This window comes from Agrobacterium sp. CCNWLW32 (assembly GCF_037083425.1).
Taxonomy (GTDB): domain Bacteria; phylum Pseudomonadota; class Alphaproteobacteria; order Rhizobiales; family Rhizobiaceae; genus Agrobacterium; species Agrobacterium radiobacter.
This window is the reverse complement of sequence record NZ_JBAOJM010000005.1, coordinates 55,549-68,349: the sequence shown is the minus strand read 5'-3', so window position 1 is coordinate 68,349 and position 12,801 is coordinate 55,549. Positions and strand designations below refer to the sequence as shown.

Genomic DNA, 12,801 nt, shown 5'->3' with positions numbered 1-12,801 from the left:
CGACGACCGGAACGTTTTCGATAAATATCTAATGATTCGCGAGAGCTTGGCTTTTTTCTACTTCTTACGCAAGACACTGCTAAAAAACCCATCGACGCCGCCGAACATATCAGGCGTCGTACGAAGATCGCCATCGGCGCTGATAGCCGCTTCCATTCCGGGCCAATCCTCGCGGCGGACGGCAACACGCTCCACGCCGGGATTTTCCGCCAGAACCTCGGCAATCATCTCCTCCCCTTCGGAAGGATCAAGCGAGCAATTGGAGAAGACCACGAGACCGCCGGGACCAACAAGGGTCAGCGCCTGCCGCAGCATCTGGCCCTGAAGAGCGGCCAATTTGGCGATATCGTTCTCATCCTTGGTCCAGCAGACATCAGGATGTTTGCGAAGTGTCCCGGTGGAAGAACATGGCGCATCAAGGAGAACCGCGTCAAAAAGCTGTTCCGGCTGGTACTTCAGCATATTCGCCTCCACCGTCTCGGCATTTAGGCCAAGTCGATCGAGATTTTCCCTGAGGCGACGAAGACGGTTGCCGGATTGATCCAGCGCCGTCACCCTGGCGCCCGCCAGCGCAAGCTGGGCGGTCTTGCCGCCCGGGGCCGCGCAGAGATCGGCGACACGCTTGCCGGAGATATCGCCCAGTAACCTGACAGGCATGCTCGCCGCAAGATCCTGCACCCACCATGCACCCTCGGCGAAACCTTCGAGCGATGGGATTTGTCCCTCGAATTCACCCAGTCGCACGCTGCCGTTCGGCATGAGCGTACCGCCCAGTTTCTCCGCCCAAAGAGCGGGATCCGCCTTGATCGTGAGATCAATGGAGGAGGGTGTCAGCTGCGCCTGCGAAATCCTTTGGGCTGCCTCATTTCCGTAAGCCGAAACAAGCCGCGCATAGAACCAGTCCGGCAGCACGGGAACATCGGCGACAGCCTTTTCGATCTCCGCTTTTTCACGACCGAGCCTTCTGAGAACGGCATTCACCAGCTTGACGAAACGCTTGTTGCGCGGATCACGGTGAGCCTGCTCCACGGCGAGGTCGACAGCGGAATGATCCGGCACATCGAGGTAGAGCATTTGGGCTGCACCGACGACAAGGACGTGGTGCAGCGATCGCGCGCCCTGCGGCAGCGGCCCATCGAGCAGCATCGACAATGCCGTTTCAATCCGGGGCAGGTGGCGAAACGCGCTGTTGACGATGGCCCTTACCAGCGCCCGGTCGGCAAGCGACAGGGCTCGATAGACGGGATTGCCGTTTTCGTTATCAAGCATCCCGTCCAGCGAGGTCTTCTTTTCCAGAACGGCCGCTAGAATGCGGGTGGCGGCAATGCGCGCGGCAAGGCCTGGCTTATCCTGGAAAGACGAAGGGCCGTCTTCACGGCCCCTCCCATTTGCAGGTCTCGGTTTTCTGGACCGCGCCGGCTTATTCTGAATATCGGATGTCAAGACCACGGCCCCTTGCGCTCGTTTTCATTGCCTCGTCCCCAGCCTGTTTTGGGAACAGAGCTTGATTTGCGCAGAGGTCTATCACCCGAGGACGGCGGCGTCGATCCTCGCGGAGAAAACTCCTGTGCCATGGCGTGCAGCGCCGCCACGCGGTTTTCCGTGTTCGGATGCGTGGAAAAGAGATTGTCCATGCGCTCGCCGGAAAGCGGATTGATGATGAACATATGCGCCGTCGCCGGGTTGCGCTCGGCATCATCATTGTGAATGCGCTGCGCCATGCCCGAAATCTTTTGCAGGGCGGAGGCAAGCCAGAGCGGGTTGCCACAGATTTCCGCGCCGCGGCGGTCGGCGGAATATTCACGCGTGCGGCTGATCGCCATCTGCACCAGCATTGCCGCCAGCGGCGCGACAATCATCGCAACCAGCACGCCGATAAAACCCAACGGGTTGTTGTTGTTCTCCCGGTTGCCGCCGAAGAAGAAGGCAAAATTGCCGAGCATGGAAATGGCACCCGCCAGCGTGGCGGTGATTGTCATGGTCAGCGTATCCCGGTTCTGCACATGTGCGAGTTCATGCGCCATGACACCGGCCACTTCCTCAGGAGTTAGCCGCTCCAGCAATCCGGTGGAAGCCGCAACAGCGGCGTTCTGCGGATTTCGTCCAGTCGCGAAGGCATTGGGCTGCGGGCTGTCGTAAATATAGACCTTTGGCATTGGCAGACCGGCATTCTGCGACAGATCGCGGATCATATGAAAAAACTCAGGCGCATTGGCCTCATCAATCTCCCGCGCATGATAGGCGGCGAGGACCATCTTGTCAGAATTCCAGTAGGAGAAAAGATTCATACCGGCCGCAATAAGCAGCGCAATCATCATGCCGCCCTTGCCGCCAATCAGAAAACCGACACCCATGAACAATGCGGTCATGAAGGCCAGAAGCATTGCCGTGCGCATCATGTTCATCCGTTAAACTCTCCTTCTCACTCACCGGGAATATTCCGGGGTTTATAAAGCCCATCAGATTATATAATCTGGTAAGCGGCAAACGTATTTCAATATCCCGTCATAGGGAGGATTTCATGCAGAATGCGGATAATGACAATGCCACGGACGGCGCAGAAAGGGCCAAGCAGCTTTCGCCGGCGGCGCAACGGGCTTTGAAGGAAGCAGAAGAACGGCGCAGACAACAGGCCGATCTGCAATTGCCGCCGGAAACCGGCGGTCGCGGTGGCGCTGAACCTGTGCGTTTCGGTGATTACGAAATAAAAGGCCGGGCCATCGATTTTTGAGCCCACAAATAAAAATACCCGCCTTTGGCGGGTATTTTATAATTAAAAACAATTAGTTACTACTTCTGCTCCAGAAGGCGGCATACCGCTTCAAGCTGTTCCAACGTCCGGTAACCGATGCGGATTTGCCCGGATCCACCTTTGTGGCTGATCTTCACATCGAGTCCGAGAGCATCGGACAGGCTGCGTTCGAGCGCGATCGTGTCGGAATCCTTTTCCGCAGCAGGTCGCTTCTCCGCGACATCACCCTGCGACTTGATATCGTTCTGCGCCAGGCGCTCGGCATCACGCACCGAAAGTCCCTTGGACACGATTGTTTTTGCAAGCGTCGCCGGATCGGATGTGGAAACAAGCGCACGCGCGTGACCTGCGGAAAGCGAACCATCCGCCAGCATATCACGTACCGGATCTGGAAGCTTGAGAAGCCGAAGGCTGTTGGCAACGTGGCTTCGGCTCTTGCCGATGATTTCGCCGAGATCATTTTGCGTATAGCCGTGTTCGGCGATCAGCTGTTCATATCCCATCGCTTCTTCGAGCGGATTGAGATCTGAACGCTGTACGTTTTCGACAATCGCTAATTCCAGCGCCGTGCGATCATCCACGTCGCGAACGATGACAGGGACATCGGTAAAGCCCGCCAGCTGCGCCGCGCGCCAGCGTCTTTCACCCGCAATAATCTCGTAGCGGTTGACTCCAACTGTTCTCACGACCACAGGCTGAACAATTCCGTGCTGACGAATGGAGGCGGCCAGATCCTGCAGCTCATTCTCATCGAAATGACGACGGGGGTTTCTCTGGCTGCGAGCGATGAATTCGATCGGAATGGTACGGTCAGCATTAACAGCGCGCTGAGGCTCACCCACCGGCACTGGTTGATCCATTTCTCCGATCAATGCAGCAAGACCGCGCCCCAGCCGACGCTTGGAAAGATCATCACTCATAAGATATTACTCCATACATTCCGGCAAACGTCAGGCGGCTTTACGCAGACGCTCTCTCTGGATCACTTCGGACGCCAGCTGCAAATAGGCCTGGCTGCCGGCGCATTTCAGATCGTAAAGAATTGCCGGTTTACCATAAGAAGGCGCTTCGGAAACACGCACGTTGCGTGGAATGAGCGTGTGGTAAACCTTTTCTCCAAGATGCGTGCGCACATCTGACACAACCTGTTGCGCAAGATTGTTCCGCGCATCGAACATCGTCAGAACGATGCCCTGTATATCAAGCTGCGGATTGACCGACCCTCGAATCTGACTGACCGTGTCCAGCAGCTGACTAAGGCCCTCCAGCGCAAAGAACTCGCATTGCAGTGGCACGAGTACAGAATGCGCCGCCGTCATCGCATTCATGGTCAGAAGATTGAAAGAAGGGGGGCAATCAACAAGAATATAGGAATAGCCTCTGGCTTCCTGTGTTTCCATGGCTGCGCGCAACAGAAAAACGCGGTTGGAAACATTCGCGACCTGCATCTCGAAACCGAGCAGATCCATCGTGGAAGGCACGATATCGAGATTGGGAACTGCCGTGGGAACAGCAACTTCCGCGACTCCATGATCTCCCACCAGAAGATCATAAGACGAAAGCTTGCGCTCCTTGCGGTCGATTCCAAGGCCGGTACTCGCATTACCCTGCGGGTCCAGATCCACGATCAGCACCCGCTCACCAATAGCCGCCAGCGCGGTAGCCAGATTAATGGCGGTGGTTGTTTTACCAACGCCGCCTTTCTGGTTAGCAACTGCGATAATCCGGTTTTTTTCAAAAGTCATACCGCACCTGGCCAGTTCGTCAGCGCCTCAAAACGAGGTTGCTGATTTCAAGAACAACAGAATCTGCCTCAATGGCACTCTGATGTTTTACCAGATCAAACTCCCAGCGACCATGTGCTTTCTGCACTTCGGAATCATAATCCCGGCCTTTATTAAAATAGGCCTTCAGATTTGGATTTTTCTGCGCCCAGGGGTGAATATAATCGAAAAGCAGGTCCAGTTCGGCGAGCGCGCGTGCTGAAACGACGTCGCAATTCTTGATGACTTCAGGTGCCGTCTCGATTCTGACAGGATGTACTGCACCTCTTGCACCGGTTTCCTTCAGTGCAATTCGCAGGAATGCCGCTTTTTTATTGTTGCTTTCAACGAGATCGACCCAGCCATCGCCAAGCTCAGCCAGAAAAATTGCAGTGACGACACCAGGGAATCCGCCCCCGCTTCCAAGATCGATCCAGTTTTTCGGCCGAGGGGAGAGCTGAAATATCTGCGCGCTGTCGGCGACATGCCGGCTCCAAAGCTCAGTGAGAGTGGAGGGCGCGACCAGATTTGTGGTTCTGTTCCACTTCTTAAAAAGCTCGACAAAATGTTCGAGCCTTTCCTGTGTTTCACGTGAAACACTCTGGCCGTTTATCTTCATAATCCGACTCGCTATTGGTGCATGCGCAATTTTTCATTTCGCGTTGCGGAGTCCTTCCGCAGAAGCGCGAGCAGCAGCGATATCGCAGCCGGTGTCATGCCGTCAACACGGGCGGCCTGCGCAATATTTTCGGGACGGGCTTTTTCCAGCTTTTGTTTAAGCTCATTGGAGAGGCCGGAGAGGTCCTTAAAGTCGAAATCGTCGGGAATTTTCCTGTCTTCATCCCGTTTGATATCAACGATATCAGCGCTCTGCCTCTGCATATAGACCGCATAGCTCGCTTCGATCTGCAAGACTTCGGCGACTTTCCTGTCAAGCGCGCCCAATTCAGGCCAATGTCCAGCGAGGGTCTCCAACGTCATATCAGGATAGGCGAGTAATTCATAAACGGAACGGCGCTGGCCGTCCTGATTGAGTTTCAATCCCTGTTTTGCCGCCTGGGACGGACTGATGGAGATTGCCTTCATCAACTCACGACCACGATCCAGATCGGAAATGAACTTTGCAAAGCGTTCCTGCCGCTCACGACCGACAATGCCCACCATCTGGCCGACCGGTGTAAGTCGCAGATCCGCATTATCCACGCGCAGCGAGAGGCGATACTCCGCTCTTGATGTAAACATCCGGTAGGGTTCACTGACACCCTTTGACGTCAGGTCATCGATCATGACACCGATATAGGACTCGGTGCGGCTGAAATAGACTGGATCAGCATCGCCCGCATAAAGCGAAGCGTTCAGACCGGCCACGAGACCCTGGGCACCCGCTTCTTCATAACCGGTCGTGCCGTTGATCTGGCCGGCAAGAAACAGCCCCGGAATCTTGCGGCATTCCAGAGACGGCTTCAGCTCGCGCGGATCGACATAATCATATTCGATCGCATAGCCAGGCTGGAGAATTGTAACCTGTTCAAGCCCGGGTATCGTCCTGATAAATTGCTCCTGCACAGAAGCGGGCAGGGAAGTCGATATGCCGTTCGGATAGATGGTGTGATCATCAAGGCCTTCCGGCTCAAGAAATATCTGGTGGCCGTCCCGCTCGCCGAAACGGGTTATCTTGTCTTCGATTGACGGGCAATAACGCGGACCAACCCCTTCGATCTGACCGGAGTACATTGCCGATAGATGAATATTGTCCTTGATAATCCTGTGACCAGCAGGCGTGGTGCGAGTGACGCCACACTCGATCTGGGGATTAACAATATGATCCGTCATGAAGGAAAACGGTACGGGATCCTCATCAGCCGCCTGGCGATCCACCGCATTCCAGTCAATCGTACGTCCGTCCAGTCGGGCAGGGGTCCCTGTTTTCAGACGACCCATAACAAGACCGAGCCGTGAGAGCGTGTCCGAGAGACCTAGAGACGGCATTTCTCCTACGCGCCCCGCCGGAATCTTTTCGGAACCGATATGAATGAGACCACGCAGGAAGGTGCCGCTCGTCAGCACGACGGCGCCGCAAGGAATCCGGCTACCGTTTTTCATGATAACCGCCGCGACCCGATCATCGTCCATTTCAATATCGAAAGCATCGCCCTCAATAATCGTCAGGTTTTCAATCGCATCGATTTCACGCTGCATCGCCTCGCGATAAAGCCGTCGATCGGCCTGTGTGCGCGGCCCGCGAACAGCGGGGCCCTTCTTGCGATTGAGCATGCGGAACTGAATACCCGCCGCATCGGCAACGCGGCCCATCAAACCATCCAGCGCATCGATCTCACGAACGAGATGCCCCTTGCCGAGACCGCCGATAGCGGGGTTGCAGGACATGACGCCAATCGTCTCGCGCTTGTGGGTCACAAGGGCGGTCTTTGCGCCGTGCCTTGCAGCCGCGGCAGCGGCTTCGCTACCCGCGTGACCACCACCAATAACAATGACATCGAATGACTGGTGCATATCCTTGCGCCCTGTTCCGTCAGCGTCAACATCACGGTCTCAGCCGCCGATGTTTCACGTGAATCATTTTCCTATGCAGAATTCCGAGAAGATCACGCCCAGCAAATCTTCCACATCAACACGGCCGGTGATCCGTCCGAGCGATGTGGCGGCGAGCCTCAAATATTCCGACCTTATAGCAAGATCTGGGGTCGCGGAATCGAGCGCATCACTAACATAGTTCAGCGTCTCTTCAAGTCGTTTTTTATGACGGGCACGGGCGGGAAACAAAGTCTGGCCGGCGCCGACGCGTTTTTCTATCTCCTGCTTGAGCACCGAACGCAATTCGTTCAGGCCTATTCCCTCTTTGGCTGAGATAGACAAATCAAATTGATCGTCCAATGTAGTGGGATGAAGTGCAGCTTTTGTTCTAACCCGGAGATAGCTCCGATTTTTGAATGATTCGAGAGGTTGTTTCGGGGGCGAATCATTATCTTGCAGCAGTAGAATAATATCTGCCGTTTCAGCTGTCAGAACCGCACGCCGAACACCTTCCAGTTCCACGACATCCTGTGTTTCCCGTATTCCTGCCGTATCGAAGATCCGGACCAGATAACCTTCCAGATTGATGTCGACACTCAAGACATCTCTCGTCGTGCCGGCAATGTCGGTGACGATCGCAACATCTCGGCCGCTGAGGGCATTCAAGAGGGTGGATTTGCCCGCGTTCGGTTCGCCAACGAGCGCAACCTTGAACCCGTCACGAATGATTTCGCCACTTCCGCCTCCCTGGAGATGATCACGGATTTCCCCGCGCAACTGCGCCACTGCGTCCCAGACCTGTGCAGCCACCGAATCCGGAACATCCTCTTCGTCTGCAAAGTCCAGTTCCGCTTCTATAAGGGCGCGAGCCCGCGTCAGGCGACTGGCCCAGCCATCATAGAGTGCCGATAATTTGCCGGTGCTCTGTTCCACCGCCAGCCGTCGCTGCATTTCCGTTTCGGCTTGCAACAGATCTGCCAGACCTTCGACCTCAAGGAGGTCCATCTTCCCGTTCTCGAAGGCTCTACGGGAAAATTCGCCAGCATCAGCGGGTCGAAATCCACTGAGGTTTTCGAGTTCGGTAAAAATCGAAGCGATAACCGCGCGACTGCCGTGGCTATGAATTTCGACGCAATCCTCACCGGTGAAAGAATTTGGCGCTGGAAAAGCAATTACCAGCGCTTGGTCGATCACCTCATTGTTTCGATTCCGAATCGAGCAGAGTGTGGTCTTTCTTGGTGATGGAAGGTCCCGACCCGTCAGCATCTTCAAGGTATCAAAAGCCCCTGACCCGCTGATCCTGAGAACAGCGACGCCAGCAGGCAAGGCACCGCTGGAAAGCGCATAGATCGTATCGGCGGAAGCTGGCATCATTTACCTCGGTCTAAAACAGTCAAGCCGCATCCGAGTGAACGGATACGGCTTTACAAATCTTATGATGAATCCGGCTAAAAGTTCGGATCAGGTATTCATCGATTCAAAGAAATCCGAATTGTTCTTTGTCTGCTTCAGCTTGTCGATCAGGAATTCGATGGCGTCCATCGTTCCCATCGGCGCGAGAATGCGGCGAAGAACGAAAATCTTCTGCAGATCCTGGCGCGGCACCAGCAGGTCTTCCTTACGCGTACCGGATTTGAGAATATCCAGAGCCGGGAAGATACGCTTGTCGGCAACCTTGCGGTCAAGCACGATTTCCGAGTTGCCGGTACCCTTGAACTCTTCGAAGATGACTTCGTCCATACGGCTGCCGGTATCGATCAGCGCCGTGGCGATAATCGTCAGCGAACCGCCTTCCTCGATATTACGAGCAGCGCCGAAGAAACGCTTCGGGCGCTGCAGGGCATTGGCATCCACACCACCAGTCAGGACCTTGCCGGAGGAGGGAACAACCGTGTTGTAGGCGCGGCCAAGACGGGTGATGGAATCGAGCAGGATGACAACGTCGCGGCCGTGTTCGACCAGGCGCTTCGCCTTTTCGATGACCATTTCAGCGACCTGCACGTGACGGACTGCCGGCTCGTCGAAGGTAGAGGAAACAACCTCGCCCTTCACCGAACGCTGCATGTCGGTCACTTCTTCCGGACGCTCATCGATCAGGAGAACGATCAGATAGCATTCCGGATGGTTTGCCGTGATGGAATGGGCGATGTTCTGCAGCAGAACCGTCTTACCGGTGCGCGGCGGCGCCACGATCAAACCGCGCTGGCCCTTGCCGAGCGGCGCGACAAGATCAATCACACGCGACGACAGGTCCTTCGAGGTCGGAACATCCAGTTCCATCTTGAAGCGCTCATTCGGGTAGAGCGGCGTCAGATTGTCGAAGTGAACCTTGTGGCGGATCTTTTCAGGATCGTCGAAATTGATCGTGTTGACCTTGAGAAGTGCGAAATAACGCTCGCCTTCCTTGGGGCCGCGGATCGGGCCTTCAACGGTATCACCGGTCTTCAGCGAGAACCGGCGGATCTGCGAGGGCGAAATATAGATATCGTCCGGACCGGGCAGATAGTTTGCGTTTGCGGACCGCAGGAATCCGAACCCGTCCTGCAGGACTTCAACGACGCCTTCGCCGATTATTTCGATGTCCTGGCTCGCGAGAACCTTGAGGATTGCGAACATAAGCTCCTGCTTGCGCATGGTGCTCGCATTTTCAACTTCCAGGGATTCAGCAAAAGTCAGCAAGTCGGTAGGCGATTTGCTCTTAAGTTCCTGAAGCTTCATTTCAGCCATGAAGGAAAGACCGTTTAATAATGTAATTTGGGGGAGGGCGTGTTCGCGAATCAGATGCTGAGGAAGACACCGCAGATGACTGAATAATTCACATGCCACGAAGATGAGTGGTCCGAAAATAGCGATTGAACACGGCCGCTGCAAGAGGAAAGCACGAATTCCGCGAAATTTATCGTTGCACCGTCTTAACCGAAGGGTTTCACAACCACAAGTATGACAATCAGGATCATCAGCAGGGTCGGAACTTCATTCATCAACCGCCAGTGACGAGCAGGTCTTGTATTTTCATCCCGCGCAAAACGCTTCGCACTGCGGGTGAAATAAACATGTGTCGCTGTCAAAAGCACCACCAGCCCGATTTTTGCATGCAGCCAGCCGCCGGAAAAACCATAAACCGACCATGCGAGATAAAGCCCCAATATCCAGGAAATCATCATTGCCGGGTTCATGATGACCTTGATCAGCCGCTGCTCCATGACCTTGAAGGTTTCGGATTGCTGCGAACCGACGGGTGCATCGGTGTGGTAGATGAAAAGCCGCGGCAGGTAAAAAATCGCCGCCATCCAGGAAATCACGGCGATGATATGCAGCGCCTTGACCCACAGATAGAGATCGGCCGGATCAGCATAAAATAACAGGGCGACGAAAGCGGCAAAGACACCAAGTGCAATGCCGGCGCGCAGAGCCGCGCGATTGCCGGAACGGGCGGAGGTTTGTTTTTCATCACTCATGCCCCGGCTCCACCGCCGCGCACGCGCTGCACCAGCCGGGTGACGTTTTCCGGGTCAGCCTGCGGGGTAATGCCATGGCCTAGATTGAAGATCAGCGGACCCTGTCCCAGCGCCTGCAAAACAGCGTCGATGCCATCCTGCAAGGCCTTGCCGCCCGCTACCATCAGCATGGGATCCAGATTGCCCTGCACCGGGCCTTCCTTCTGCAAGTCCCTGGCAAAACCGAGCGGCACCGACCAGTCGAGCCCGATGGCGTCAGCGCCCGTCTTGCGACGATAATCTTTGAGAAGATAACCGGCCCCTTTGGCGAAAGCGATGATCTTTGCCGAGGGCCGACGGGCGCGCACCGATGCGATAATGCGGGCAACCGGCTTTATCGCATAATCCTCGAATTCCTTCTCACCGAGCACACCGGCCCAGGAATCGAATATCTGCACCGCATCGGCGCCGGCATCGATCTGCGCCACCAGATAATCAGCGGAAACATCGGCAAGAAAAGCCAGCAGCTTTTCCATGGCGGCCGGCTCCTGATAACCGAACAGCCGCGCCGGAGCCTGATCCGGTGTTCCGTGTCCCGCGATCATGTAGGTCGCAACCGTCCAAGGCGCGCCGCAAAAGCCAAGAAGCGTCGTTTCATCCGGTAAGGTCTTACGCAAACGGGAAACGGTTTCGAAAACGGGCGAAAGATGCGCCATGACATTTGCGGCATCCAGCTTCTCGATACCACTGACATCGATCGGGTCCATGGCAGGACCCTTGCCTTCGCTGAAGGAGACGTTGCGGTGAAGCGCGTCGGGTATCACCAGAATATCGGAAAAGAGAATTGCGGCATCCAGCCCGAACCGGCGAATGGGCTGGAGAGTGACCTCCGTTGCCAGCTCGGGGTTATAACAGAGATCGAGGAAACTTCCGGCACTCTTCCGCGTTTCCCGATACTCGGGAAGATAGCGCCCAGCCTGTCGCATCAGCCAAATGGGCGGCGGCGCGACCGTCTGCCCGTTCAACACCGTCATAACCTTGCGTTCGCTCATGGCACCTAGCTTCTAAAAAATAAAATCAAAGAGATTTAAAAGATTTTCTATTTCTTAGAGTCTGTGAGTAGCAAGGATTAAAATCATTCCAGTCGAAATGCCGCAGTTGCAAGGCCCATCAGGTACCTGAGGATATTGTCGATGTGCTTACTCGTAGATAATTCGGAAAACGACAATTTACTAAATTATTTCATTTAGTTACCGCCGAACCAGAAAACCGCATATCTGTGGATAATCTGGGGAGAATTTTTGAACAACTCCACATTCTTCAAATAATTCACAGGCGCGCCGGCGATGATTGAAGCCACTTGCGGATTGTGGAAAAACACCACTTTATTCACGGCGCGGTTCGACCCGCAGGGCAATTCGGGGATTTGTCCCGGTTTATCAACAGCGGGAGAAAAACAGCGTGGAGAACAAAAAAAGCTTCTTCCATCTGCACCTGATTTCGGACTCAACCGGCGAGACTCTGATGTCGGCCGGTCGTGCCGTCTCGGCCCAGTTCCACGCCTCAATGCCGGTGGAACATGTCTATCCGATGATCCGAAACCAGAAACAGCTCGCGCAGGTGGTCGACCTCATCGACAAGGAGCCGGGTATCGTCCTCTATACCATCGTCGATCAGCAGCTGGCCGAGTTCCTGGATCTGCGGTGCCATGCGATCGGGGTGCCCTGCGTCAATGTCCTCGAACCGATCATTGGTATTTTCCAGACTTATCTCGGTGCGCCGTCCCGACGGCGGGTGGGCGCGCAGCACGCGTTGAATGCGGATTATTTTGCCCGGATCGAGGCGCTCAATTTCGCCATGGATCATGATGATGGGCAAATGCCGGAAACCTATGACGAGGCTGATATTGTTATCATCGGCATCAGCCGCACATCAAAAACACCAACCAGCATCTATCTCGCCAACAGGGGAATAAAGACTGCCAATATTCCGGTTGTTCCCAATGTGCCTTTGCCCGAAAGCCTCTATGCCGCCACCCGGCCGCTGATTGTGGGTCTGGTCGCGACATCGGATCGCATATCGCAGGTGCGTGAAAACCGGGAGCTGGGCACGACGGGCGGATTTGACAGCGGGCGTTACACGGATCGCGCCACCATCATGGAAGAGCTGAAATATGCGCGCTCGCTCTGCGCCCGCAATAATTGGCCACTGATTGATGTCACACGCCGCTCCATCGAGGAAACGGCCGCAGCCATCCTTGCCCTCCGCTCGAGGACGCGATAATCCGGATCGCACCATTCGGAGCAGACAGTCG

Annotated in this window: 12 protein-coding genes; 2 read left to right on the top strand and 10 right to left on the bottom strand. The window is 55.3% G+C overall.

Annotation, left to right across the window (positions count from 1 at the left end):
* Positions 1 to 57 precede the first annotated feature (57 nt).
* Together V6R85_RS13135 and htpX are read right to left on the bottom strand one after the other, a co-directional pair.
* Positions 58 to 1,443 (bottom strand): RsmB/NOP family class I SAM-dependent RNA methyltransferase, encoded by a 1,386-nt coding sequence (locus V6R85_RS13135; protein WP_111834602.1) that lies wholly within the window; start codon positions 1,441 to 1,443, stop codon positions 58 to 60.
* Positions 1,440 to 2,405 (bottom strand): zinc metalloprotease HtpX, encoded by a 966-nt coding sequence (htpX, locus tag V6R85_RS13130; RefSeq protein ID WP_111834601.1) that lies wholly within the window; start codon positions 2,403 to 2,405, stop codon positions 1,440 to 1,442. Before htpX ends, V6R85_RS13135 begins: the two co-directional genes overlap by 4 nt.
* 116 nt (positions 2,406 to 2,521) lie before the next feature.
* Between htpX and V6R85_RS13125 the strand changes: the two genes are divergently transcribed.
* Complete coding sequence (locus tag V6R85_RS13125; RefSeq protein ID WP_003505320.1) at positions 2,522 to 2,731, top strand: DUF1674 domain-containing protein; 210 nt, start codon at positions 2,522 to 2,524, stop codon at positions 2,729 to 2,731.
* 59 nt (positions 2,732 to 2,790) lie between these two features.
* On the opposite strand, the gene V6R85_RS13120 is transcribed toward V6R85_RS13125, so the two are convergent.
* The 8 genes from V6R85_RS13120 to hemE all read right to left on the bottom strand — a co-directional run bounded on the left by V6R85_RS13120 (position 2,791) and on the right by hemE (position 11,539).
* A complete protein-coding gene (locus V6R85_RS13120; protein WP_003505321.1) occupies positions 2,791 to 3,672 on the bottom strand; it encodes a ParB/RepB/Spo0J family partition protein in 882 nt (293 codons plus the stop codon).
* 30 nt (positions 3,673 to 3,702) lie between these two features.
* Entirely contained in the window at positions 3,703 to 4,497 is a 795-nt protein-coding gene (locus tag V6R85_RS13115; protein WP_003505322.1) for a ParA family protein, read from the bottom strand.
* A gap of 19 nt (positions 4,498 to 4,516) precedes the next feature.
* On the bottom strand, positions 4,517 to 5,134 hold the full coding sequence (gene rsmG / locus V6R85_RS13110) for a 16S rRNA (guanine(527)-N(7))-methyltransferase RsmG (protein ID WP_111834600.1): 618 nt from the start codon (positions 5,132 to 5,134) through the stop codon (positions 4,517 to 4,519).
* Between the two features lie 11 nt (positions 5,135 to 5,145).
* The gene (gene mnmG / locus V6R85_RS13105; protein ID WP_111834599.1) at positions 5,146 to 7,029 is read right to left on the bottom strand and encodes a tRNA uridine-5-carboxymethylaminomethyl(34) synthesis enzyme MnmG; all 1,884 of its coding nucleotides are present in this window, start codon (positions 7,027 to 7,029) and stop codon (positions 5,146 to 5,148) included.
* Between the two features lie 63 nt (positions 7,030 to 7,092).
* A complete protein-coding gene (mnmE, locus tag V6R85_RS13100) occupies positions 7,093 to 8,424 on the bottom strand; it encodes a tRNA uridine-5-carboxymethylaminomethyl(34) synthesis GTPase MnmE (protein WP_336377071.1) in 1,332 nt (443 codons plus the stop codon).
* Positions 8,425 to 8,511: 87 nt separating this feature from the next.
* Positions 8,512 to 9,777: a transcription termination factor Rho gene (rho, locus tag V6R85_RS13095; protein ID WP_004444236.1), complete on the bottom strand. Its 1,266-nt coding sequence runs from the start codon at positions 9,775 to 9,777 to the stop codon at positions 8,512 to 8,514.
* Between the two features lie 185 nt (positions 9,778 to 9,962).
* Positions 9,963 to 10,508: a protoporphyrinogen oxidase HemJ gene (gene hemJ, locus V6R85_RS13090; RefSeq protein ID WP_020809711.1), complete on the bottom strand. Its 546-nt coding sequence runs from the start codon at positions 10,506 to 10,508 to the stop codon at positions 9,963 to 9,965.
* Positions 10,505 to 11,539: a uroporphyrinogen decarboxylase gene (gene hemE / locus V6R85_RS13085; RefSeq protein WP_031233715.1), complete on the bottom strand. Its 1,035-nt coding sequence runs from the start codon at positions 11,537 to 11,539 to the stop codon at positions 10,505 to 10,507. Before hemE ends, hemJ begins: the two co-directional genes overlap by 4 nt.
* Positions 11,540 to 11,948: 409 nt before the next feature.
* Here hemE and V6R85_RS13080 point away from each other — a divergent pair, with 409 nt between their 5' ends.
* Positions 11,949 to 12,770, top strand: coding sequence for a pyruvate, water dikinase regulatory protein (locus V6R85_RS13080; protein WP_111784284.1), 822 nt, complete (start codon positions 11,949 to 11,951; stop codon positions 12,768 to 12,770).
* Positions 12,771 to 12,801: the final 31 nt, after the last annotated feature.

Coding starts and splice junctions, on each gene's coding strand:
- V6R85_RS13120 (WP_003505321.1), bottom strand. CDS start 3,672: ATGAGTGATGATCTTTCCAAGCGTCGGCTGGGGCGCGGTCTTGCTGCA.
- hemJ (WP_020809711.1), bottom strand. CDS start 10,508: ATGAGTGATGAAAAACAAACCTCCGCCCGTTCCGGCAATCGCGCGGCT.
- mnmE (WP_336377071.1), bottom strand. CDS start 8,424: ATGATGCCAGCTTCCGCCGATACGATCTATGCGCTTTCCAGCGGTGCC.
- V6R85_RS13115 (WP_003505322.1), bottom strand. CDS start 4,497: ATGACTTTTGAAAAAAACCGGATTATCGCAGTTGCTAACCAGAAAGGC.
- V6R85_RS13125 (WP_003505320.1), top strand. CDS start 2,522: ATGCAGAATGCGGATAATGACAATGCCACGGACGGCGCAGAAAGGGCC.
- htpX (WP_111834601.1), bottom strand. CDS start 2,405: ATGAACATGATGCGCACGGCAATGCTTCTGGCCTTCATGACCGCATTG.
- rho (WP_004444236.1), bottom strand. CDS start 9,777: ATGGCTGAAATGAAGCTTCAGGAACTTAAGAGCAAATCGCCTACCGAC.
- hemE (WP_031233715.1), bottom strand. CDS start 11,539: ATGAGCGAACGCAAGGTTATGACGGTGTTGAACGGGCAGACGGTCGCG.
- mnmG (WP_111834599.1), bottom strand. CDS start 7,029: ATGCACCAGTCATTCGATGTCATTGTTATTGGTGGTGGTCACGCGGGT.
- rsmG (WP_111834600.1), bottom strand. CDS start 5,134: ATGAAGATAAACGGCCAGAGTGTTTCACGTGAAACACAGGAAAGGCTC.